This is a genomic window from Roseinatronobacter sp. NSM (assembly GCF_052379845.1).
In the GTDB taxonomy this organism is placed as follows: domain Bacteria; phylum Pseudomonadota; class Alphaproteobacteria; order Rhodobacterales; family Rhodobacteraceae; genus Roseinatronobacter.
This window is the reverse complement of record NZ_JBQTCF010000007.1, coordinates 21,673-42,727: the sequence shown is the minus strand read 5'-3', so window position 1 is coordinate 42,727 and position 21,055 is coordinate 21,673. Positions and strand designations below refer to the sequence as shown.

18 protein-coding genes are annotated in these 21,055 nt (G+C 58.8%); 17 read left to right on the top strand and 1 reads right to left on the bottom strand.

The annotated features are described in order from the left end of the window. The first annotated feature begins 155 nt into the window (after positions 1–155). The 17 genes from ACTZWY_RS05485 (at position 156) to ACTZWY_RS05405 (ending at position 18,518) form a co-directional block, all read left to right on the top strand. A complete protein-coding gene (locus tag ACTZWY_RS05485; RefSeq protein WP_444789686.1) occupies positions 156–2,435 on the top strand; it encodes an NADP-dependent malic enzyme in 2,280 nt (759 codons plus the stop codon). Positions 2,436–2,633: 198 nt separating this feature from the next. Continuing rightward, positions 2,634–4,526, top strand: a complete 1,893-nt coding sequence (gene prpE, locus ACTZWY_RS05480) for a propionate-CoA ligase PrpE (protein WP_444789685.1) — start codon at positions 2,634–2,636, stop codon at positions 4,524–4,526. A gap of 323 nt (positions 4,527–4,849) precedes the next feature. After that, a complete protein-coding gene (locus ACTZWY_RS05475; protein ID WP_444789684.1) occupies positions 4,850–5,221 on the top strand; it encodes an Hpt domain-containing protein in 372 nt (123 codons plus the stop codon). Then, complete coding sequence (locus ACTZWY_RS05470) at positions 5,218–6,627, top strand: sigma-54-dependent transcriptional regulator (protein ID WP_444789683.1); 1,410 nt, start codon at positions 5,218–5,220, stop codon at positions 6,625–6,627. Before ACTZWY_RS05475 ends, ACTZWY_RS05470 begins: the two co-directional genes overlap by 4 nt. A gap of 27 nt (positions 6,628–6,654) precedes the next feature. Next, positions 6,655–7,482: an SDR family NAD(P)-dependent oxidoreductase gene (locus ACTZWY_RS05465; RefSeq protein ID WP_444789682.1), complete on the top strand. Its 828-nt coding sequence runs from the start codon at positions 6,655–6,657 to the stop codon at positions 7,480–7,482. A gap of 76 nt (positions 7,483–7,558) precedes the next feature. Next, the gene (locus ACTZWY_RS05460; protein ID WP_444789773.1) at positions 7,559–7,765 is read left to right on the top strand and encodes a twin transmembrane helix small protein; all 207 of its coding nucleotides are present in this window, start codon (positions 7,559–7,561) and stop codon (positions 7,763–7,765) included. Positions 7,766–7,767: 2 nt separating this feature from the next. Continuing rightward, positions 7,768–8,340 (top strand): cob(I)yrinic acid a,c-diamide adenosyltransferase, encoded by a 573-nt coding sequence (locus tag ACTZWY_RS05455; RefSeq protein ID WP_444789681.1) that lies wholly within the window; start codon positions 7,768–7,770, stop codon positions 8,338–8,340. Between the two features lie 117 nt (positions 8,341–8,457). After that, positions 8,458–9,219, top strand: coding sequence for an electron transfer flavoprotein subunit beta/FixA family protein (locus ACTZWY_RS05450; protein ID WP_444789680.1), 762 nt, complete (start codon positions 8,458–8,460; stop codon positions 9,217–9,219). Further along, positions 9,219–10,145 carry an electron transfer flavoprotein subunit alpha/FixB family protein gene (locus ACTZWY_RS05445; RefSeq protein WP_444789679.1) on the top strand — a complete coding sequence of 309 codons (927 nt, stop codon included), beginning with the start codon at positions 9,219–9,221 and terminating at the stop codon, positions 10,143–10,145. The genes ACTZWY_RS05450 and ACTZWY_RS05445 overlap by 1 nt, the downstream gene beginning before the upstream one ends. 354 nt (positions 10,146–10,499) lie before the next feature. Continuing rightward, positions 10,500–11,723, top strand: coding sequence for an AAA family ATPase (locus ACTZWY_RS05440; protein WP_444789678.1), 1,224 nt, complete (start codon positions 10,500–10,502; stop codon positions 11,721–11,723). A 13-nt stretch (positions 11,724–11,736) separates the two neighbouring features. After that, complete coding sequence (locus ACTZWY_RS05435) at positions 11,737–13,188, top strand: CpaF family protein (RefSeq protein ID WP_444789677.1); 1,452 nt, start codon at positions 11,737–11,739, stop codon at positions 13,186–13,188. Positions 13,189–13,195: 7 nt separating this feature from the next. Further along, a complete protein-coding gene (locus tag ACTZWY_RS05430) occupies positions 13,196–14,161 on the top strand; it encodes a type II secretion system F family protein (protein ID WP_444789676.1) in 966 nt (321 codons plus the stop codon). Between the two features lie 46 nt (positions 14,162–14,207). Next, complete coding sequence (locus ACTZWY_RS05425) at positions 14,208–15,191, top strand: type II secretion system F family protein (protein WP_444789675.1); 984 nt, start codon at positions 14,208–14,210, stop codon at positions 15,189–15,191. 98 nt (positions 15,192–15,289) lie between these two features. Then, positions 15,290–15,769, top strand: a complete 480-nt coding sequence (locus ACTZWY_RS05420; protein ID WP_444789772.1) for a tetratricopeptide repeat protein — start codon at positions 15,290–15,292, stop codon at positions 15,767–15,769. A gap of 19 nt (positions 15,770–15,788) precedes the next feature. After that, positions 15,789–16,646: a tetratricopeptide repeat protein gene (locus ACTZWY_RS05415; RefSeq protein ID WP_444789674.1), complete on the top strand. Its 858-nt coding sequence runs from the start codon at positions 15,789–15,791 to the stop codon at positions 16,644–16,646. Further along, positions 16,646–17,152 (top strand): prepilin peptidase, encoded by a 507-nt coding sequence (locus ACTZWY_RS05410; protein WP_444789673.1) that lies wholly within the window; start codon positions 16,646–16,648, stop codon positions 17,150–17,152. The genes ACTZWY_RS05415 and ACTZWY_RS05410 overlap by 1 nt, the downstream gene beginning before the upstream one ends. Positions 17,153–17,207: 55 nt before the next feature. After that, complete coding sequence (locus tag ACTZWY_RS05405) at positions 17,208–18,518, top strand: ATPase (RefSeq protein ID WP_444789672.1); 1,311 nt, start codon at positions 17,208–17,210, stop codon at positions 18,516–18,518. Between the two features lie 212 nt (positions 18,519–18,730). Here ACTZWY_RS05405 and ACTZWY_RS05400 read toward each other — a convergent pair whose 3' ends face one another. Continuing rightward, a complete protein-coding gene (locus tag ACTZWY_RS05400) occupies positions 18,731–20,944 on the bottom strand; it encodes a TRAP transporter permease (RefSeq protein ID WP_444789671.1) in 2,214 nt (737 codons plus the stop codon). Positions 20,945–21,055: the final 111 nt, after the last annotated feature.

Genomic DNA, 21,055 nt, shown 5'->3' with positions numbered 1-21,055 from the left:
GATTACGCCCCCTGATATGACTGTGCGCCGCCGCGCAGCGTATTGCAAGCCGGGCGTGGGCACAGCGCGAAACTGCCGCCCGCCCCCATAAAGCAGAACTTGCCCCCGCAGCTGTTTAGTTTAATACTAAACAAAACGAACACTGAGGGACCTACATGACCGACCTGCCATCGGATGACAGCCGCCATCCAGCCCTGATATATCATGAATATCCGCGCCCCGGTAAGCTGGAAGTGCGCCCCACCAAACCGCTGGCAAACGGCTATGACCTGTCGCGCGCCTATTCGCCGGGCGTGGCCGAAGCCTGTCTTGAAATCAAGGCCAACCCTGAAGATGCGGCGCGCTACACCGCGCGGGGCAATCTGGTCGCGGTCGTCACCAATGGCACTGCGGTGTTGGGGCTGGGCAATATTGGCGCGCTGGCATCCAAACCTGTGATGGAAGGCAAGGCGGTTCTGTTCAAGAAATTCGCCAATATCGACTGTTTCGATATCGAACTGAATGAGCCGGACCCCGAACGCCTGGCCGATATTGTCTGCGCGCTGGAACCCACTTTCGGCGCGATCAATCTGGAAGATATCAAGGCGCCTGATTGTTTCATCGTGGAACGCATCTGCCGAGAACGCATGGGGATTCCGGTCTTTCATGATGACCAGCACGGCACCGCCATCGTTGTGGGCGCGGCCGCCACAAATGCGCTGCGCGTGGCGGGCAAGGCGTTTGAAGACATCAAGATCGTCAGCACCGGCGGCGGCGCGGCGGGCATTGCCTGCCTGAACATGCTGGTCAAACTGGGCGTGCGGCGTGAAAACATATGGCTGTGCGACATTCACGGGCTGGTATATGAAGGCCGCCAACAGGATATGAACCCGCAAAAATCCGCCTTTGCGCAGCCCAGCGAAAAACGCACGCTGGATGATGTGATTGACGGCGCGGACCTGTTTCTGGGCCTGTCCGGCCCCGGTGCACTGACGGCAGCCCATGTCGCGCGCATGGCCAGGCGCCCGATCATCTTTGCGCTGGCCAACCCGACACCGGAAATCCTGCCAGATCAGGTGCGCGAAGTGGCCCCTGACGCAATTATTGCCACCGGCAGGTCGGATTTTCCAAATCAGGTCAATAACGTGTTGTGCTTCCCCTTCATCTTTCGGGGCGCGCTGGATGTGGGGGCGACGGAAATCAATGACGCGATGCAAATTGGCTGCGTGGAAGGGATTGCCGCACTTGCCCGCGCCACCACCAGCGCCGAGGCCGCGGCGGCCTATAAGGGCGAGCAGCTAAGTTTCGGGGCGGATTACCTGATCCCCAAACCCTTTGACCCGCGTTTGATGGGTGTGGTGGCCAGCGCTGTGGCAAAAGCTGCCATGGAGTCGGGCGTGGCCAAACGCCCGCTGGACGATCTGGCCGCCTATAAGGCGAAGCTGGATGCGTCGGTGTTCCGGTCCGCGATGATCATGCGGCCCGTCTTCGAAGCCGCGCGCGCCGCATCGCGCCGCATCGTATTCGCGGAAGGCGAGGATGAGCGCGTGTTGCGTGCGGCTTCGGCCATGCTGGAAGAAACCACCGAAGTGCCCATCCTGATCGGGCGGCCGGATGTGGTGAACATGCGGCTGGAACGCGCGGGACTGTCCATCAAACCGGGGCGCGATTTCGAACTGGTCAACCCCCAGGACGACCCGCGCTACCGCGATTACTGGCAAAGCTACCACGCCATCATGGAACGCAGCGGGGTTACCCCAGATCTGGCACGCGCCATCTTGCGCACCAATACCACAGCCATCGGCGCAATTATGGTGCATCGCGGCGATGCGGACAGCCTGATCTGCGGCACATTCGGGCAGTTCCTGTGGCATTTGAACTATGTCACCAAAATTCTGGGCAGCAAGGACCGCCACCCCGTGGGCGCGTTAAGCCTGATGATCCAGCAAGAAGGAAACCTGTTCATCGCCGATACACAGGTTCACCCCAACCCCACCCCGCAGCAGATTGCGGAAACCGCCATTGGCGCGGCCCGCCATGTGCGCCGCTTCGGCCTGAACCCGAAAATTGCCCTATGTTCGCACAGCCAGTTCGGCAATCTGGACACGCCCTCGGGGCGCAACATGCGCGCAGCGCTGGAAATACTGGACGCGGCCGGGCTGGATTTCGACTATGAAGGGGAAATGCATGTCGATGCGGCGCTGGACCCTGCGCTTCGCGCGCGCATGTTCCCCAGCGCCCGGTTTTCAGAACCGGCCAATGTGCTGATCTTCGCCAATACCGACGCGGCCAGCGGCGTGCGCAATATCCTGAAGATGCGCGGCGACGCGCTGGAAGTCGGGCCTATCCTGATGGGTATGGGCAACACTGCCCATATCGTCACCCCATCCATCACCCCGCGCGGATTGTTGAATATGTCGGCCTTGGCGGGGACCCCCGTTTCCATTTACGGATAGGACAAAACGTCAGGAAATTTGCAAAGCGGGTGCAGATATGCGAAATACGCAAGAAAGACGTTAGATTTGCAAAAATTTGCAAAGCTGACATGCAAATTATCTCGCATACGCCCGCTTTGTTCCCGTTAACAGGATTGCGCGCGCGGCGTGGTGTCGTCTATCTCAGGATCAAGTGTCAGGTTCATGGGAGGGACAGGTATGCGCTATGACGATTTGCACAAATGGTCGATTGCGGACCCCAACGGGTTCTGGATGGAACAAGCGCAGGCAATCGACTGGGTGCGCGCCCCTTCCAAGGCGTTGTTTGACGAAAACGCGCCGCTTTATGAATGGTTCAAGGATGGCATGGTCAACACCTGCTGGAACGCGCTGGACCGCCATGTTGCGGCAGGGCGCGGCAATCAGGTGGCGGTTATCCATGACAGCCCCATCACCCATTCCAAACGCGAACTGACCTATCTGGAAATGCGCGACCGCGTGGCCAGCCTTGCGGGGGCGTTGCGGGCCAAGGGCGTGCAAAAAGGGGACCGCGTCATCATCTATATGCCCATGATCCCCGAGGCGCTGGAAGCCATGCTGGCCTGTGCGCGGCTGGGGGCCATTCATTCCGTGGTGTTTGGCGGGTTTGCGGCCAATGAACTGGCTGTGCGGATCAATGACGCGCAGCCCAAATGCATTATTGCCGCATCCTGCGGGTTGGAACCGGGGCGCGTGATCCATTACAAACCGCTGCTGGATGGCGCGATAGACCTGGCCACGCATAAGCCTGAATTCTGCGTCATTTTCCAGCGCGAACAGGAAGTGGCCAGGCTGACCGACGGGCAGGATTACGACTGGCACGCGTTCCAATATGGCGTAGACCCCGCCGATTGTGTGCCGGTTGAGGGGGACCACCCCGCCTATGTGCTGTATACATCGGGCACCACTGGCCAGCCCAAAGGGGTGGTGCGCCCCACTGCGGGCCATCTGGTAGCCCTGCACTGGACGATGAAGAACATCTATGATGTTGACCCCGGTGATGTGTTCTGGGCCGCAAGCGATGTGGGTTGGGTCGTGGGCCACAGCTATATCTGCTATGCGCCACTGATTGCGGGCAACACCACCATTGTGTTTGAAGGCAAGCCCATTGGCACGCCGGATGCGGGCACGTTCTGGCGGGTTATTTCGGAACACAAGGTCAAAAGCTTCTTCACCGCCCCAACAGCTTTCCGCGCTGTCAAACGCGAGGACCCCAAAGGCGAATTTGTCCGGAAATACGACTTGAGCTGCCTGAAAACCGTCTATCTGGCAGGCGAACGCGCGGATCCCGACACCATTGAATGGGCGCAGGCCCAGTTGAACGTGCCGGTCATTGACCATTGGTGGCAAACCGAATCCGGCTGGCCAATTGCGGCCAACCCGATGGGGGTGGACCCGCTGCCGGTCAAACTGGGGTCACCCGCTGTCGCCATGCCAGGCTATGACATTCGCGTGCTTGATGAGGGGGGGCACCCTGTAGGGCCTGACACATTGGGGGCGATCGCCATCAAGCTGCCGCTGCCGCCGGGCACGCTGCCCACCCTGTGGAACGCCGAAGGGCGGTTTCGCAAAAGCTATCTGGACCAGTTCCCCGGCTATTACGCCACCGGCGATGCAGGTTACATGGATGCGGACGGCTACGTTTACATCATGGCGCGCACAGATGATGTGATCAATGTTGCGGGCCACCGCCTGTCCACTGGCGGTATGGAAGAAGTGCTGGCCAGCCATCCCGACGTGGCAGAATGTGCCGTGATCGGTGTTGCAGATGACCTGAAGGGGCAACTGCCACTGGGCTTTTTATGCCTGAATTCCGGCACGACACGCGACCCGGCCGACATTGCCAAGGATTGCGTAAAACTGGTGCGCGACCGCATTGGCCCGGTAGCGGCCTTCAAGCTGGCTGTGGTGGTGGACCGCCTGCCCAAAACACGGTCAGGAAAAATTCTGCGCGCAACCATGGTCGCCATTGCAGACGGCAAGGACTTCAAGATGCCCGCAACGATTGACGACCCCGCAATCCTGCCAGAAATTGCGCAGGCGCTTGCATCACTTGGCTACCCCAAAGGGTAACGGAAACGCCCGGCGACGGCACCGCCCCCCCACCCGCGCGTGCAGATGCTCGCGCGGGCATGTGTGGTGACATGCTAACCGGCATCGGTTCATGGCAATTCCCGGTTCGGGCGACAGACATATGGTCTTGTCGTCATTTCGTATGCCGCATGGCAAGCGTCATGAAACGCCGAAATATTCCGTAGCTTGACCAATTTTGCCAAGCTTCGACCTTAATTCGAACATCGCTCTCCGTCAGGTTGAAATCTGATGTCTATACTCTGGTCATATGATGGGATAGAATCAAAAGGGGAATTATTTTATTTGGCAATGTGGGCGAAATTATGACCGATGCAGTGCTTGATCCAGAAGTATTCCTAGCCCTGCTGGACACGGGCGGCAGTGAACTTGCCGCAGAACTGGCAGAACAACTCGCCCAGGATTTTGCACGAATTCACGGGGCGCTGGCTGATGCCCAGACGGCATGGAACAGACATGCGGATTGGAATTTCAAAGAAATCCACATGCTGGCACATGAACTGAAAGGGCTTGCCCTGACGATTGGGGCGAATAATTTACCCGAAACATCTTTGCGCGCGGAAACTTTGGCCAAACAAAAGGAAGGTGCGACGCTTGCCGCAGTTTTCCCTGCCCTGATTCGGGAATGTGGCCAGGTGCGGGCCGCTTTGGCACAATATATTGAGTCCCTTAAATGAATGTGAATATTGGTAACCAGTCGGCAATATCCTCGCTTCTTCTGGTTGAAGATACGCCCTCTTTGCAAATGCTGTATCGGACGATCCTGCGCAAGGCCGGCTACAACGCGCTATGTGCGTCAAACGGCCAAGAGGCGTTGACGAAATTTGCCGAATCGCGCCCCGGTGTGGTGTTGCTGGACCTTATGCTGCCCGATTCCGACGGCATGGCCGTGATGCGCGAAATGCTGGCCCTGCAGCCCGCCACGCGGATCATCGTGATCACTGCAAACGGGTCCGTCAATGCCGCGGTCGAGGCGACACGCGCGGGCGCGCATGACTTTCTGGTCAAACCGTTGGGCGACATTCGCCTTATCAGTGCGGTGGCCAATGCCCATGCCGAAAGCGAAAGGGACAGGCCCGCAGAAGTGTCGGCCAGCGCGCACGACACGGATGCGATTGATTCGGCCTTCCTTGGCCAGTCCGAGGTGATGCACCAGCTCTATGAGAAAATCCGCGCTGTCGCCACCTCCATGGCGCCGGTGTTTGTTCTGGGCGAAAGCGGCACGGGCAAGGAATTATGCGCCCGCGCGGTGCATCTGAAATCTGCCCGCGCAAAAAACCGATTTGTCACGTTCAACTGCAGTGCCATCCCGCATGAATTGCAACAAGCCGAATTGTTCGGGCAGGCCCAGCGCAGCAATGCACCTGCTGCGTCAGTCAAGCCCGGCGCCCTGATAAAGGCAGATGCGGGCACGCTGTTTTTGGAAAACATCCATGACATGGCCCCGTCGGTGCAGGCCAGACTTCTGAATTTTCTGCAAAACGGAACCGCCTCACCAACCGGCGGCGGGGATGCGGTCAGGGTGGATGTGCGTATCATCTGCGCGGCCACCCGCGACCCGGCCGAAGAAATGCGCAGCGGCCGCCTGCGCGAGGATTTGTATTACCGGTTATTCGTCATTCCCATGCATGTGCCACCATTGCGCGACCGGGGTGAGGATGTGAATATTCTGGCCCGTCACCTGCTGGTCCAGATTGCGCAGGAAGAAGGGAAAACCTTTACCGGGCTGGCCCCGGAAACAGCGTCTGTGTTTCGCAAGGCCCCCTGGCGGGGCAATTTGCGCGAATTGGTCAATGTGCTGCGCCTTGCTGTGGTGTTGCATGACGGCCCGACCATTACCCCCGATATGCTGCCCCCCGAACTTCAAAGCTTCGCCAGCGCAGAAAACGGCGGCGCGCCCACAGGTCTGGCCTATGGGGCCACCGCCGCTGATGTCCTGAGCGGCATGACAATGGCCGAGATTGAAGAACTGGTCATCACCTCGGCCATCCGGCGCAATGCGGGGTCGGTGCCCAAAGCGGCGCGGGAACTGGACATCGCCCCCTCGACCATCTATCGCAAACGCGAAACATGGTCGTCCTGAAGGGGCGCATAGCTGTTCCGAAAGGCAATGATGCGTTCTGTTCTGATCACGGGCTGTTCTTCAGGCATTGGCTATCATGCCGCACACACCCTCGCAAAACGCGGCTGGCAGGTGTTCGCCACCTGCCGCAAAGCTGACGATTGCGCGCGTTTGCGCAGCGAAGGGCTGACCAGCCTTGTTTTGGATTATACCGACCATGCCACCATCCACGCGGCCCTTGCCCAGATACTGGACACCACCGGCGGCACGCTGGACGCGGTGTTCAACAATGGTGCCTTTGCCATTCCCGGCGCGACCGAGGATTTGCCCACCGACGCCTTGCGCAGCATTTTTGAAACAAACCTGTTTGGCTGGCATGAACTGACCCGCGCGGTCCTGCCTGTCATGCGCGCCCAGGGACATGGGCGCATTTTGCAGAATTCATCTGTGCTGGGTCTGGCCGGGTTGAAATGGCGCGGGGCCTATGTCGCAACAAAATTCGCGCTTGAAGGGCTGTCAGACGTGTTGCGGCTGGAACTGGCGGGCACGGGCATTCACGTCGTGCTGATCGAACCCGGCCCTGTCACATCGCGCATTCGCGAAAACTCGATCCCGCATTTTGAACGCTGGATCGATTGGGAAAACAGCGCACGCGCGCAGCACTACCGCGACAGCTTGCTGGCGCGCCTTTATGACAAGACGCACCCCGACTTCTTTGAACTGCCCCCCGATGCCGTCACGCGCCGCGTGATTGCCGGCCTTGAAAGCCGCAGACCCCGCGCGCGGTATTATGTGACGACACCCACCTATATTCTGGGCGGGTTGCGCCGTGTTTTGCCCACGCGGCTGTTGGACCTTGTGCTGGGCAAATTGTAGCGCATCTGGGTTTTCCCCTCGCAATTGGCGCAGGGACGACTAAGTTGCGCCCAAACCGATAGGAGTTTCCGACATGCTGCTGCAAGACCCCATGTTCCTGATCGCGGCCTTTGCGTCGCTGGTGGTGCTTGTGGTGCTGATGATCGGCATCGGCGGGTTTGCCAAAGGTGGCGAATTCAACCGCAAACATGGCAATCGCATGATGCGTTACCGACTGTATGCGCAGTTCGTGGCCGTCATCTTGATTGTCGCTTTTGCCTATTTCCGTTCCAAGGGGGCCTGACAATGGTTGTGCTGAACAAAATATACACTCGCACGGGTGATTCCGGTGAAACTGCGCTTGGCAATGGCGCGCGTGTGGCCAAGCATTCGCAACGCGTCACGGCCTATGGCACAGTTGACGAATTGAACGCGACACTGGGTCTGGCGCGGTTGCATGCCACGGGCGATATGGTGCAGGCCATTTCGCGCATCCAAAATGATCTGTTCGATCTGGGCGCCGATCTGTGCCGCCCCGACATGGAACGCGACGCGCAGGCCGAATACACGCCCCTGCGCATGGTGCCCGCGCAAGTGGACCGGCTGGAACGCGAAATTGACGCGATGAACGCAAATTTACAGCCCTTGCGCAGCTTCATCCTGCCCGGCGGGTCGGCCTTGTCGGCGCATTTCCACCTGTGCCGCACTGTGGCGCGCCGCGCGGAACGCGAAACTGTGGATCTGTCGACAATCGAGGGGGTCAACGAATCGGCAGTGAAATATCTGAACCGGCTGTCGGACTGGCTGTTTGTTGCGGGCCGCGTGGCCAATGACAACGGCGCGGATGACATTCTTTGGGTTCCGGGCGCGAACCGTTAGCGCAGACATATGCGGTAACGCGGCGTCGGGGTTTGCCATCATGTCGTTTTTGCATTGTTTTTCACAACTGCAACTCGGTAGAACCACACAAGCTTTGCGAAAAGGAGATAGTCGCCAATGAAGGTTCTGGTGCCAGTCAAGCGCGTGATCGATTACAACGTGAAAGTCCGTGTCAAGGCGGATGGCAGCGGGGTTGATCTGGCGAATGTCAAAATGTCGATGAATCCGTTTGACGAAATCGCAGTCGAAGAAGCGATCCGTCTGAAGGAAAAAGGCATCGTTTCTGAAATTGTCGCCGTGTCCATCGGGGTGAAGCAAGCGCAGGAAACGCTGCGCACCGCGCTGGCCATGGGGGCGGACCGCGCCATCCTGATCAACGCTGCCGATGATGTGCATACCGATATCGAACCGTTGGCCGTGGCCAAACTGCTAAAGGCGGTGATAGATGAGGAAGCGCCGCAAATCGTGCTGTGCGGCAAACAGGCCATCGACAATGACATGAACGCCACCGGCCAGATGCTGGGTGCGCTGACGGGCTGGGCACAGGCCACATTCGCATCGGAAGTGTCGGTTGACGGGGACAGTGCAACAGTCACGCGCGAAGTGGACGGCGGCTTGCAAACCCTGAAGGTCAAGTTGCCCGCAATCATTTCCGTGGACCTGCGCCTGAATGAACCGCGCTATGCGTCCCTGCCCAACATCATGAAAGCAAAGAAAAAGCCGCTGGAGGAAAAGACACCTGCCGATTACGGCGTCGATGTCAGCCCGCGGCTGGAAATCGTGAAAACCACCGAACCCGCCGCGCGCTCTGCCGGGGTGAAGGTTGGGTCCGTGGATGAATTGCTAAGCAAACTGAAAGATGAAGCGGGGGTACTCTGATGGCGGTTCTTCTTCTGGCCGAAGTCACCGATGGTGCGCTGAACATGGACGCCACCGCCAAGGCCGTGACGGCTGCGGCGCAACTGGGCGATGTGACAGTGCTGTGTGCAGGCGCAAGCGCCGCCGATGCGGCCGCAAATGCGGCAACGATTGACGGTGTGGCAAAAGTTCTGTGCGCCGAGGATGCAAGTCTGGGCCACCGTCTGGCCGAACCCACTGCGGCCCTGATTGTCAGCCTTGCGGACGGTTACAGCCATATCGTGGCCCCGGCCACAACGGATGCAAAGAACATCCTGCCGCGCGTTGCGGCCCTGCTGGATGTGATGGTGCTGTCGGATGTGTCGGGCATTGTCGATGCGGACACGTTTGAACGCCCGGTCTATGCAGGCAACGCCATCCAGACCGTGAAGTCGCGCGATGCAACCAAGGTTCTGACAATCCGCACATCCACCTTTGATGCGGCGGGACAAGGCGGGTCAGCCAGCGTTGAAACCATTTCAGCCGCAGATAACCCTGCCCTGTCGGAATGGGTTGAGGACAAGGTGGCCGCCAGCGACCGGCCCGACCTGACATCAGCCAAGGTTGTGGTGTCCGGCGGGCGCGGCGTGGGGTCGGAAGATGACTTCAAACTGATCGAAGGGCTGGCCGACAAGCTGGGTGCCGCCGTGGGCGCGTCGCGCGCGGCAGTCGATTCCGGCTATGCCCCCAATGACTGGCAAGTGGGCCAGACCGGCAAGGTGGTCGCGCCTGAACTGTATATCGCCGTGGGCATTTCCGGTGCGATCCAGCACTTGGCGGGGATGAAGGACAGCAAAATCATTGTTGCCATCAACAAGGACGAAGAAGCCCCTATTTTTCAGGTGGCTGATTATGGTCTGGTCGGTGATCTGTTCACGCTGGTGCCGGAACTGACCGAAAAACTGTAAACGCCACCAAGCGGTGGTTTGCATATGTTGCGGAAAACCGGTTTGGCGTTTTCCGCAACATAATGTTGTTATTCATTCCCAATATTCCCGGATTTGATTATGTTCGTTTCTTGACCCAAAGGCACCGGCAATTCCCGCGCCGGCACCTTGGCAGCGGCGCAACGCCCCCGCCCACAGGGTTAATGCATGAATGCTGGCGTGTTTGCCTGCCAAAGCGTCGAACAATTGCAGTTCTTTGGCCTAATTCTTGCCAGATTTGTGGACAATCTTGATGCAGTGTCGAAGGGGAGTCAGGTCGAATGATTCCCCGCACCTATCATAAATCGGCACATGTTTTTGTATTGAGGTTGGGTAATGGCGGGTAGTGTGAAGGAAGAACCAAGAATTCGTGCCTGCACTGTCTGTCGGGATGTGCGGAATTTCGATCTGCTGATCGAGGATATGGAAGCCGTTTTTGCGGATTCTTGGGGGGAATTGACCTTCATTGAAACAGTGTCCTTCCTTGATGATCCTGAAGCCGCTGATCTTGAACTGCTGGCAATCGCCCTTGATGACGAAGACGCGGCGCAGACGAATCTTGTTCGCGTCATCATTGAACGCGCGGCGGCCAAATCCATACGGGTTTTGCTGATCGCGGAATCCCTGTCCCCCATCTTGCTGCACCAGATGCTGCGCGCGGGCGCAGATGATTTTGTTCCCTATCCTTTGCCGGAAAACGCCCTGAAGGATGCCATAGACCGGCTTCGCACAGCCGCCCTTGCCGCCGCGCATGCGAAAGTGGCCCCCACCCAAAGCGGATGCAACGGCACGGTTCTTGCAGTCCAGTCGCTTGCGGGCGGTGCCGGCGCCACGACATTTGCGGTCAATCTGGCGTGGGAACTGGTGCAATCGCAGGGGAAAACCGGCCCGTCTGTCTGCATTCTGGATCTGGATTTTCAATCAGGGTCTGTCTCAACCTATCTGGACCTGCCGCGCACCGAAAAAGTGTATGAAATGCTGTCGCAAACCAGCACGCTGGACAAGGACGCTTTCTATTCGGCGTTGCAGCACTTTCAGGAGAAACTGCATGTGCTGACAGCCCCTTCGGACATGTTGCCGCTGGACCTGCTCTCCCCCGACGAGATTGAGCGCGTGATCACCATTGCGCGCGACAGTTTCGATATCGTCGTCATCGACATGCCGCGCACAATCGTTCACTGGACCGAAACTGTGCTGAGTGCGGCCCAACAATATTTTGCCCTGATGGAACTGGACATGCGCAGCGCCCAAAACACGCTGCGCCTTATTCGCGCCCTGAAGGCGGACGGTCTGTCTATGGACAGGTTCCATTTCATTCTGAACCGTGCCCCGCGTTTCACCGACCTTGGCGGGCGCTCGCGCGCAAAACGCATGGCTGAAAGCCTTGGTGTCAGCTTCACAACATTTATCCCCGATGGCGGCGCCCAGGTCCGCGATGCCAATGACCATGGTTTGCCCTTGGCAGAGTTTGCGCCAAAAAATCCTGCCGCCAAGGAAATTCGCAAACTTGCCCTGACACTGGCCCCTGCCAAAAACGCTGAGAAAATCGCCGCAGAATAACAAGGTTTGTATCATGTTCGCACGTTATCGCAAAGAAACCGCCAGCAAGCCCGTTTCGGTGACCGCAGACAAACTGCCCCCGACACCAGACGCCAGCCCCGCCCCCCGAATTGCACCACAACCCGCCCCCGCCACCCGCCAAGAGGTCCGGCAGGCCGCGCGCGCTGCTGCCCCCGACAAGACCGCGCTGCGCAAGCTGCGCATCAACGCCCTGAAAAGCGACCTGCATAAACGCTTGCTGGAAGACCTGAACCTTGCCGCGCTGGAAAAGGCCAGTGAAGCCGAAGTGCGCGCTGAAATCAGCGCCATTGCCGCTGAAGCGCTGTCAGAATTCGACGTTGTGCTGAATAATGACGAACGCATGCAGTTGAACCATGACCTGTATTTCGAGGTGATGGGCCTTGGGCCACTGGAACCATTGCTGGCCGATGACACAATCAACGATATTCTGGTCAACGGACCAAAACAGATATTCATCGAACGCGCGGGCAAGCTGGAACTAAGTGACGTCACCTTCCGCGATGACCGCCACCTTATGCGCATCATCGACAAAATTGTTTCAGCTGTCGGGCGCCGTGTGGATGAATCCAACCCCTATGTTGACGCAAGGCTGGCAGACGGGTCGCGCTTCAACGCGATGGTGTCGCCAGTCGCGGTGGACGGGGCGCTGGTGTCCATCCGGAAATTCAAGAAAGAAAAGCTTGGCATTCAGGATCTGGTGAATTTCGGGGCGTTTTCGCCGGAAATGGCGCTGTATCTGGAAGCGGCGGTGGCCACGCGGTTGAATGTCATCGTGTCCGGGGGCACCGGGTCGGGCAAAACCACCACGCTCAATGCGCTGTCTGGCTTCATTGGCAATGAAGAACGCGTCCTGACCATCGAAGATACGGCTGAATTGCAGTTGCAACAAATTCATGTGGGCCGCATGGAAAGCCGCCCCGCCAACATGGAAGGCAAGGGCGCGGTCACCCAGCGTGACTGTTTGCGCAACGCGCTGCGTATGCGCCCGGACCGGATTATCGTTGGCGAAACCCGCGGCGAGGAAGTGATCGACATGTTGCAGGCCATGAATACCGGCCATGACGGGTCCATGACCACGATTCACGCCAACAATGCCCGCGACGGCATCAGCCGTCTGGAAAACATGGTTGCAATGGCGGGGCTTGATATGCCCTTGCGCGCGGTGCGCAGCCAGATCGGGTCAGCGGTCAACCTGATTGTGCAAGTCTCCCGCCTGCAAGACGGGTCGCGGCGCATGATGTCGATTACCGAAATCACCGGCATGGAGGGGGAAATCATCACCATGCAGGAAATTTTCCGCTTCGAACGCACGGGCCTTGAACCGGGCGGCAAGATTATAGGCCATTTCACGGCAACGGGCCTGCGGTCCCATTTCGCGGACCGTTTTGCGCGCTGGGGCTATGATCTGCCCGCAACACTTTATGAACCCACTGGCCCAAGGTAGGTAACCCATGTCCTTCAGTCCCCTGATATATCTGGCGATATTCGGTTCAGTTGTTTTGCTTATTCAGGGCATTTACCTGATGGCCTTTGGCAAAAGCATTGAACATTCCAAGAAAATGAACCGGCGTCTGGACCTGATGGACAAGGGCCAGACGAAAAAAGACGTCATGGAACACCTGCGCAAGGAACGCGGGGCACATGGGCGCGGGGTGTCGGCGCTGCCGCTCTATGGTTTGCTGGAATCGCATGCCCGCAAGGCAAATGTGGCCTTTTCCCCCGCCAGCCTGATTATGCTGATGGGCGGGGTGGCGATGTTCAGTTTTGTGTTGCTGACGCTGGCCACGTCCACTGCCACCGGGCTGCGCATCGCGCTTGCAGCGGTGTTCGGCTTTGGCGGGGTGTTCTTCTGGCTGTCCAGCAAGGCCAAGAAGCGCGTCGCAGCCATTGAAGAACAATTGCCCGAAGCCATTGAACTTATCGTGCGCAGCTTGCGCGTGGGCCATCCTTTCGGCGCGGCCCTGACCATCGCATCCGAAGAAATTGCTGACCCGCTGGGCACCGAACTGGGCCTTATCGCGGATGAAGTCGCCTATGGCCGCGACGCAGGCGAGGCGATTGCAGAATTTGGCGAACGCGTCGACATGCAGGATTTGCGCTTTCTGGCCGTGTCTGTGTCCATTCAGCAAAAATCCGGCGGCAATCTGGCGGAAATTCTGGAAGGCTTGTCCAAAGTTATCCGCGCGCGGTTCAAGTTGTTTCGCCGCGTCAAGGCCATCACCGCAGAAGCGAAATGGTCCGGCATGTTCCTTTCGGCCTTTCCCATTGGGGCGATGGTCATGATTCAGGGCATCAAGCCCGACTATTACGACAGCGTGAAGGAAACCCCGATATACATTCCGCTGGCCATCGTCGTGTGCGTGTTTCTGGTCGTGAACATCCTGTATATGCGCAAGATGACCAATATCAAAGTATAACCCTGCCCCCGAATGGACAGATGAATTTAACAAGGACGGGCGTAAAATGTTGGACATGTTTCAAGGTGCATTTGGTGTGATCATGCTGGCCGGTATCGGGGGGCTGGTGCTGGTGGCGATCGCAGGATTTGCCTTGGTCACCAATACCCGCCCCGACCCGATGGCCAAGTTCAGCGAAACCGCGACCCGCGCGCGCAATTCCGATGCTGCAGGCGTTGGCCAGACCTTGCGCCGGGCCAGTTCGGGGCTGGATATGGCGGCGCTGCGAAAATACGCCAAATTTCTGGAACCGACCGACGAAAAGGAACTGTCCGAGGCCCGCAAAAAAATGGTGCTGGCCGGCTATCATGGCAAGAACGCTGTGCGCGACATGCATGCAGTTCAGTTCCTGCTGGCCATTGGCGGTATCTTGCTGTCGCTGCTGCTGATTTTCGTCATCCTGCCCGGCAAGCTGGACGGGTTGCCGGTTCTGGCTGCGGTCATGGTGTCGCCTATGCTGATCGGGTATTTCCTGCCGCGCCGCTGGGTGGAGCAACGCGCCGCTGCCCGTCAGGAAGAAATCATGGCAGGATTTCCGGATGCGCTGGACATGATGCTGATTTGCGTTGAAGCGGGCCAGTCGCTGGACCAGTCCATCCAGCGCGTCGCGCAGGAAATTCGCCCTGCCTACCCAGCCCTCAGCGAGGAACTGACAACAGTGGGTGATCAGGTGCGCGCCGGGCGTGAGCGCGGTGAAGTGCTGCGCGAAATGGCCAAGCGTGTGGACCTGCCCGACATCACATCCTTTGTCACCGTCATGGTTCAGGCCGCCGCATACGGCACCTCGATTACCCAGGCCTTGCGTGTCTTTGCCGCTGAAATGCGCGATAAACGCATCATGCGCGCCGAGGAGAAAGCCAACCTCTTGCCCACCAAGATGACATTGGGCACAATGATGTTCACGGTGCCGCCATTGCTGATCATTCTGATTGGCCCTTCTGTCGTGGGTGTCATGTCAGAACTTAACCCGGCCACCATCATGGGGAATTGATGCCGCGAATTCTTGTTGCCTGCGCTTGTCTTGTCGTTCTGGCTGCATCCTGCGCCCCTGCCCCAAAAACGACGGATTTCGGCCTGGGGCCGGACCAGATGGCCCCCCAAGCCGGGCGCGGCAATGTGGTGGAGGCAGTGGATGGGCTGGTTGTGGGCCACAGGCTGATGGCGGCGGGGGAATTTGAACTGGCACTGCGCGCCTATTACCGCGCCATGGCCGAACAGGGCACCTCTGTTGATGCGCTGTCTGCAATCGGGTCCGCGAATTTGCGTCTTGGGCGCGTCCAGCAGGCCGAGCAGGTGTTGCGCCGCGCGCTGGAACTGGACCAGCAATTTGTCCCAGCGCAAAACAATCTGGGGGTGGCCCTTGCCGAACAGAACCGCTGGGGCGAGGCGCAATTGCATTTTCGCAACGCTTTTGCCTTTGACAGCGGGCGGGCGGGCGAAATCCGCGACAACCTGCGTTTAGCCATCGAAAAGACCGCAGAAACAGGCTATGATACCCCCGAGGCACGTCAGCTTTCGCTGATGCGGCGGGGAAGTGGCAGGTATCTGTTGTTGTCCACGCCCCTATAAGAGCAGTGAGGACGCAAAAATGCGCCACCCCGGACTAGTTGCGCTGCTGGCAGGCAGCGTGTGTGTCGTATCTGCATGCGAAAACGGCAAGCAGACAGCCGTTACGCGCGCAATTGACAGCGTGGTTGCCGTCGATAACCAGAACATGGCCGACCTGATGCTGGCGGCGGGCAACCCCGAAGAAGCGGTTGCCTATTTCGCAAGCCAGGTGGAACGTGACCCCGACCATCTGGACAGCCAGCGCGGCCTTGCGCGCTCGCTGATCCGCGCGGGGCGGGTGGCTGACGCGGTGCCCGTGTGGCAAAAGCTTGTCACACATCCCGACGCCACCAATGATGACAGGGTCATGCTGGCCGATGCGCTGATCCGCGCCAACCGCTGGTCCGATGCCGAGCGGACATTGAACGCGGTTCCCCCAACGCATGAAAGCTTTGACCGCTATCGTCTGGAAGCCATCATCGCCGACAGCAAACAGCAATGGCAAAAGGCCGATCATTTTTATGAAACGGCAGCGGGGCTGACCACGCGCCCTGCATCCGTGCTGAACAACTGGGGCTATTCCAAACTGACACGCGGTGCCCCGCGCGACGCCGAAAGCCTGTTCACACAGGCCCTGCAACATGACCCCGATCTGTTCACCGCGAAGAACAACATGGCCCTGGCGCGCGCAGCCCAAGGTAATTACAGCCTGCCGCTGGTGCGCATGACCCAGCAGGAACGCGCCATGTTGCTGCACACCATGGCCATTGCCGCCATTCGCAAGGGCGACACCAATGTGGGGCGCACCATGCTTGCCGAAGCCATTGAAACCCATCCACAGCATTTTGACGAAGCCGTGCGCGCATTGCGCGCGCTGGAAGGCGGGGGGCGCGGTTGATGATGCTCAGCAGCACAGCCGCGCTGTGGTTCCTGCCCTTCATTGCCCCCATCAGCCTGTGGGTCGCATGGAGTGACATGAAGTGGATGAAAATCCACAACAAGGCCGTTCTGGCGCTGTTGGGGGTGTATCTGGTGGTCGGGCTGGTGGCCCTGCCGGTGTCTGTATGGGCATGGGGCTGGGCCAATTTCGCGGCCGTGCTGGGGGTGGGGTTCGTCCTAAGCGCGGTGGGGCTGTTGGGCGCGGGGGATGCGAAATTCGCCGCTGCAATGGCCCCATTCATCGCGCTTGGGGACCTAAGCCTATTCTTGCCACTTTTGGGGGTGGTCATCCTTGTCAGCTTTGCGGCACATCGCACGCTGCGGCGCACCCCGCTTGCGCGGCGCATGGCCCCGGATTGGGAAAGCTGGCACCGGCGGGAATTTCCCTTGGGGCTGGCCTTGGGGCCTGCCTTACTGTTCTACATCGCGCTTGCGGCGGCCCTTGGAAATGGCGCGGCAATTTAGCATTTCATCAGGGTTCATCCGATAATATTTGCCCCCAACACCAGAGCATTTCGCCATGAACACCCAAGCCCCGCAAATCCAGCCCCCTGCCCCCATCCGCACCCTGTCCGCGACGGGGCTGAACACTGTGCTGATGCGCGACATCCTGATCAAGACCATCTACCGCATGTCCCTGTCGCGCATCACTGATATTGCGCGCCATATTTGCCTGCCCATTCCGCAAACAATCGAACTTGTGGATCTGGTGCGCGCCGAACGCCTGCTTGAAGCACGCGCCACCAAATCCGATGATGACGGAAGCGAAGCCGCGTTTGAACTGACCGAGGCAGGCAAGGCGCGGGCCACTTACGCGCTGTCGCAATCCGAATATTACGGGCCCATGCCCGTGCCACTGGACAGCTACCGCGAACAGATCCAACGCCAGTCCATTCGCCGCATCAAAATTACCCGGCGCGAGTTGAAAATCGCCATGGGCGACCTGATCCTGCCCCCCACCTTGATGGATGACCTTGGCCCCGCTGTCAGTTCGGGGCGGTCAATCCTGATGTATGGCCCCCCCGGCAACGGTAAATCCTCCATATCGAACGGGATCAGGGCCGCGATGGGGGATTGTATCTTCGTGCCGCGTGCCATTGAAACCGCAGGGCAAATCATAACTGTCTATGACCCCATCGTGCACAAACTGGTCAAGACATCGGACGACAACCCGACCTTGCTACGCCAGACCGGCAACAGGTTTGACAACCGCTATGTGTATTGCGAACGCCCGACCGTGATTACCGGCGGGGAACTTACGCTGTCGATGCTGGACCTGAATTATAACCCCACATCGCGCACCTATCAGGCCCCGTTGCAGTTCAAATCCATGGGCGGGGTGTTCATCATCGACGATCTGGGCCGGCAGGAAGAACCCCCGCAGGCGATTATCAACCGCTGGATCGTCCCGATGGAAATGAATTATGACATTCTGGCGCTTGCGTCGGGGGAAAAGTTCATTGTGCCTTTCGACACGCTGGTGATTTTCTCAACCAACTTTCACCCGAATGAAATTTTCGATCAGGCCGCGCTGCGCCGGATTTTCTACAAGATCAAGATTGACGGCCCCGGTCAGGGCGATTTCCTGAAAATCTTTGCCATGGTTGCGAAGAAACGCAAATTGCCGCTGGATGAAGAAACGATCATCTACCTGATCCAGAAGAAATACCCGACGATAGACAATATTTATGCCAATTATCAGCCCATTTTCCTGATCGACCAGATGATCAATATCTGCGATTTTGAAGGAAAACCGCGCCATATGTCCCCCGAGCTGATAGACCGCGCCTGGAAGAACATGTTTGTCCAGATGGAAGACATCACGCGCTAGAGCGTGCCCGCGTTCATTCGCAGTCACGCGACCGGCTCTAACCTTATGGTGTCGCATGTCTTTTTGCGCAAAACCGCCTGCCACTTTTGCGCGACATGCTCTAGCCAGGGGTGCCAGCCCAGCGCGCCACAACACCAGCCACAGTGCCTGACATGAAAAGGGCCGCGTCACAAAGGTGACACGGCCCCTCGCACCTTCACCCCCTGTCAGGGTCAGTCGTGGCCTTTGGCCACTGTGTTGGGTGTGATCACCCCGCGCTGGATGAAAAACACCAGCGCGGCCACACCAAGCCCGATTGCATCAGAAACCCAGCCGCCGGAGATCATGGCGATGGCGGCCCCGCCGACCAATACCCGCAGCGGCCAGCCAATAACGCCGAACAACCACCCCTGCACCGCCGACGCCAACAGGTAGATCCCCAGAAGCGCGGTAAAGAACACATGGATAATGTTGCCCCAATCCCCCTGCATCAGCAGCCCGTCATTGAAGAAGAAGATGAAGGGCACAATAAAGGCCGCAAGCCCGATCTTGAAGCTTTCCACGCTTGTCTTCATCGGGTCTGACTGCGCAATCGCCGCGCCCGCATAGGCCGCAAGTGCCACAGGCGGCGTGATGGCCGACATCACAGCATAGTAGAAGATGAAGAAATGCGCTGTAAGCGGTTCAATCCCCATGCGGATCAGCCCCGGCGCAATGACCGCCGCCGCCACCGCATAGGCCGCCGTTGTGGGCATGCCCATTCCAAGGATAATTGCCACCAACATGGCAAACACCAGCGCCAGCAACTGGCTTTGGCCCGCGAAGCCCAGCAACAGCGACGAAAACCGCGTGCCAACCCCTGTCAGCGCGATAACCCCCACAATAACACCTGCCGCCGCACAGACCGCCACCAGTTGCAGCGACATGCGCGCGGCAATTTCGAACGCATACAGGATTTCGCGCATCAGCATCTTATGCGGTGTGAACCAACTGACCACCGCCGCGGACGCCATGGCCAGCGTGCCTGCGCGAATGACCGAGTAGCCCATGAACAGCGCCCCAATCAGTATGACGATGGGGATGAACAGGAACACCCGCCGCGCCAGCACGTCAAAACGCGGCAGCATGTCGCGCGGCAGCCCCTGCATGCCCTTTTTCAGCGCTTCCTTGTCGACCATGAAATAAACGGATGTGAAATACAGGATCGCGGGAATGATCGCGGCAATCACAATGTCCCGATACGCGATGCCCGTGATTTCCGCCATGATGAAGGCACCCGCGCCCATGATCGGCGGCAGGATCTGGCCGCCGGAACTGGCCGCAGCCTCGACACTGGCGGATGTTTGCGGTTTGTAGCCCACCTTTTTCATCAACGGAATGGTCAACGACCCGGTGGACACCACATTGCCCGCAGATGTGCCGTTGATCATGCCCATCAGGCCGGATGCAAACACCGCCACCTTAGCCGGCCCCCCGCGCGTGCCGCCCGCCGCCGCAAAGGCGAAATTCACGAAATATTCGCCCACACGGCTGGCTTGCAAGAACGCCGCGAAGGTGATGAACAAAATAATATAGGTCGATGAAATCGCCGTGGTCGGGCCCAGAATGCCGTTATCAGTATAGATAAACCCGAAGAACCGCGCAGGCGCATAGCCGCGATGGTTCAGAACCCCCGGCAGCCACGGGCCGATAAACCCGTAAGCCAAAAACACCGCAACAATAATAACCAGCGCCAGTCCGGCCAGACGCCGCGTCAGTTCCAGAATCAGGATAATCCCCGCGATGGACGCCCACATGTCATTGACATGCGGGAAGACCTGCGCGCGGGTGCGCAGCAAATCAGCGTGGCCGATGATGTAAATACCCACAACAATGGCAGCAACCGCCAGAAGCGTATCGGCCAGCGACAGCTTGGTGCGGTTGCGGATGGGCTGGATCCAGCTGGCCAGCAGCACCAGAACCGTGCCCCCGATCAACGGATAGCCGAATGTCAGAACATGTTTACCCGCAGGCGCCCCCGTGGTGATACGGTCGCCGGTCGTCAACATGACCACCACCTGCCCCAGCGCCAGCAAGATAAGTGCACCGCCTGCTGCAAGAAGCCCCTTCTCGGCCAATGACAGCGGCGCGTCGGTGCTGTTGTCATGCAGCGCACGCGCCGAAAACAGGATGAACCCCAGTGCCAGACCGCCTGCAACATGCACAAGCCTGTAGCGCCACGGTTCTGTCAGGTCCACCGAAGGCAGGCCCAGAAAATCCGTGATGCGATCATGCACACCATTCATCGCACCGACATGAAACAGCGTATACAGAATACACAGTGCGGTCACGACAATACCCACCACCCCCGCAAACACACGCTGGTTGCTGGTGACGATTTCGTTGTCCACACCTTCGGCAATATTGTCGGTTTCAGGTTGCGCACCCTGCGCGTCAGTCTGAGACATGTTCCCCCCAAGTTCTGGAATTTCTGCGATGAATGGCCCTTCAGGGGCACGCAGACGCACCACATATGTCAAACCGCACTAGGCCACGGTTCCCAAAACGGGCCAGAGCGT